The organism is Halomonas sp. AOP7-E1-9, assembly GCF_052376035.1.
GTDB classification, from domain to species: Bacteria; Pseudomonadota; Gammaproteobacteria; order Pseudomonadales; family Halomonadaceae; genus Vreelandella; species Vreelandella citrativorans.
On sequence record NZ_JBQSVC010000070.1, the window covers coordinates 1 to 3,275 of the forward strand.

General features: G+C 54.1%; 2 rRNA genes. Both read right to left on the reverse strand.

Going from position 1 to position 3,275, the window contains the following annotated elements:
- Positions 1–7 precede the first annotated feature (7 nt).
- Positions 8–123 (reverse strand): 5S ribosomal RNA (rrf, locus tag ACT3R4_RS18220).
- Positions 124–245: 122 nt separating this feature from the next.
- Positions 246–3,138, reverse strand: a 23S ribosomal RNA gene (locus tag ACT3R4_RS18225).
- Between the last annotated feature and the right edge of the window lie 137 nt (positions 3,139–3,275).

Genomic DNA, 3,275 nt, shown 5'->3' on the forward strand with positions numbered 1-3,275 from the left:
AATAAGTGCCTGACGATGACCTACTCTCGCATGGGGAGACCCCACACTACCATCGGCGCTAAGCGGTTTCACTACTGAGTTCGGCAAGGGATCAGGTGGTTCACGCTCGCTATGGTCGTCAGGCGTAACTGTCAATGTACATCATGCTGTGTCGTGTGATCGTCTCTCGTGCCAGGCGTTTGCTCGCCCAGCGCGCGTATCCGGTAGTCATCGTTGTCACTGCGACCAGACCCCTTGGGTGTTATAGGGTCAAGCCTCACGGGCCATTAGTACACGTTAGCTCAACACCTTGCAGTGCGTCCACACCGTGCCTATCAACCAGCTGGTCTCGCTGGGCCCTTCAGGAGGCTCAAGGCCTCGGGGATGTCTCATCTTGAAGGGGGCTTCCCGCTTAGATGCTTTCAGCGGTTATCCCGTCCGACCATAGCTACCCGGCAATGCCACTGGCGTGACAACCGGAACACCAGAGGGTCGTCCACTCCGGTCCTCTCGTACTAGGAGCAGCTCTTCTCAAACATCCAACGCCCACGGCAGATAGGGACCGAACTGTCTCACGACGTTCTAAACCCAGCTCGCGTACCACTTTAAATGGCGAACAGCCATACCCTTGGGACCGACTTCAGCCCCAGGATGTGATGAGCCGACATCGAGGTGCCAAACACCGCCGTCGATGTGAACTCTTGGGCGGTATCAGCCTGTTATCCCCGGAGTACCTTTTATCCGTTGAGCGATGGCCCTTCCATACAGAACCACCGGATCACTAGAACCTGCTTTCGCACCTGCTCGACGTGTCTGTCTCGCAGTCAAGCACCCTTATGCTCTTGCACTCATTGCACGATGTCCGACCGTGCTGAGGGTACCTTCGTGCTCCTCCGTTACTCTTTGGGAGGAGACCGCCCCAGTCAAACTACCCACCACACACTGTCCTCGATCCGGATAACGGACCTGAGTGAGAACGCCAATGATGCCAGGCTGGTATTTCAAGGTTGGCTCCCTTCGAACTGGCGTCCGAAGTTCAAAGCCTCCCAGCTATCCTACACAGGCAACATCAGCGTCCAGTGTGAAGCTATAGTAAAGGTTCACGGGGTCTTTCCGTCTAGCCGCGGGTACACCGCATCTTCACGGCGATTTCAATTTCACTGAGTCTCGGGTAGAGACAGCGTGGCCATCATTACGCCATTCGTGCAGGTCGGAACTTACCCGACAAGGAATTTCGCTACCTTAGGACCGTTATAGTTACGGCCGCCGTTTACCGGGGCTTCAATCAAGAGCTTCGGACGAATCCTAACACCATCATTTAACCTTCCGGCACCGGGCAGGCGTCACACCCTATACGTCCTCTTGCGAGTTGGCAGAGTGCTGTGTTTTTAATAAACAGTTGCAGCCACCTGGTATCTTCGACCGGTTCGGGCTGAAGGAGCAAGTCCTCTCACCCTACGCCGGCGTGCCTTCTCCCGAAGTTACGGCACCATTTTGCCTAGTTCCTTCACCCGAGTTCTCTCAAGCGCCTTGGGATTCTCACCCTGACCACCTGTGTCGGTTTGGGGTACGGTCGCACATGATCTGAAGCTTAGAGGCTTTTCCTGGAAGCGTGGCATCAATGACTTCGACACCGTGGTGTCTTCGTCTCGTCTCTCGGCTTTGAAGGGTCCCGGATTTACCTGAGACCCAGGCCTACTGACTTTCACCAGGACAACCAACGCCTGGCCCACCTAGCCTTCTCCGTCCCCCCATCGCAATCATGTCCGGTACGGGAATATTAGCCCGTTTCCCATCGACTACGCCTTTCGGCCTCGCCTTAGGGGCCGACTCACTCTGCTCTGATTAGCATCGAACAGAAAACCTTGGTCTTCCGGCGGGGGAGTTTTTCACTCCCCTTATCGTTACTCATGTCAGCATTCGCACTCGTGATACCTCCAGCAAGCTTCTCAACTCACCTTCATCGGCTTACACGACGCTCCTCTACCGCTCATCCATAGGATGAACCCGTAGCTTCGGTATCTGGTTTAGCCCCGTTACATCTTCCGCGCAGGCCGACTCGACTAGTGAGCTATTACGCTTTCTTTAAAGGATGGCTGCTTCTAAGCCAACCTCCTAGCTGTCTGAGCCTTCCCACATCGTTTCCCACTTAACCAGAATTTGGGGACCTTAGCTGACGGTCTGGGTTGTTTCCCTTTTCACGACGGACGTTAGCACCCGCCGTGTGTCTCCCACGCTTGCACTCACCGGTATTCGGAGTTTGCCTCGGGTTGGTAAGTCGGGATGACCCCCTAGCCGAAACAGTGCTCTACCCCCGGCGGTGATACGTGAGGCGCTACCTAAATAGCTTTCGAGGAGAACCAGCTATCTCCGGGCTTGATTAGCCTTTCACTCCGATCCACAAGTCATCCAAATCTTTTTCAACAGATCCTGGTTCGGGCCTCCAGTTGATGTTACTCAACCTTCACCCTGCTCATGGATAGATCGCCCGGTTTCGGGTCTATATCCAGCGACTGTGTCGCCCAGTTAAGACTCGGTTTCCCTACGGCTCCCCTATACGGTTAACCTCGCCACTGAATATAAGTCGCTGACCCATTATACAAAAGGTACGCAGTCACAGAACTAGTCTGCTCCTACTGCTTGTACGCACACGGTTTCAGGATCTATTTCACTCCCCTCTCCGGGGTTCTTTTCGCCTTTCCCTCACGGTACTGGTTCACTATCGGTCAGCCAGGAGTATTTAGCCTTGGAGGATGGTCCCCCCGTCTTCAGTCAAGGTTTCTCGTGCCCCGACCTACTCGATTTCACAGAATCAGATTTTCGACTACGGGGCTATCACCCGCTATGGCCGAGCTTCCCAGCTCGTTCGTCTAATCAGTCACCTGCTTAAGGGCTGGTCCCCGTTCGCTCGCCGCTACTGGGGGAATCTCGGTTGATTTCTTTTCCTCAGGGTACTTAGATGTTTCAGTTCCCCTGGTTCGCCTCCTGCACCTATGTATTCAGTACAGGATACTGACCTTGTGGTCAGTGGGTTTCCCCATTCAGAGATGTCCGGGTCACAGGTTGTTTGCCACCTCGCCGAACCTTATCGCAGGCTTCCACGTCTTTCATCGCCTCTGGCTGCCTAGGCATCCACCGTGTGCGCTTCATTGCTTGACCCTATAACCCGAAGGAGTCTGGTATCTCGCAATGACAACGATTGCCGGATACGCTTGAGACGTATCACACAACAATTACGTATCAACGTTTAAAAAAACGTTAATGTCAGCATGATATACATTGTTAAAGAGCGACTG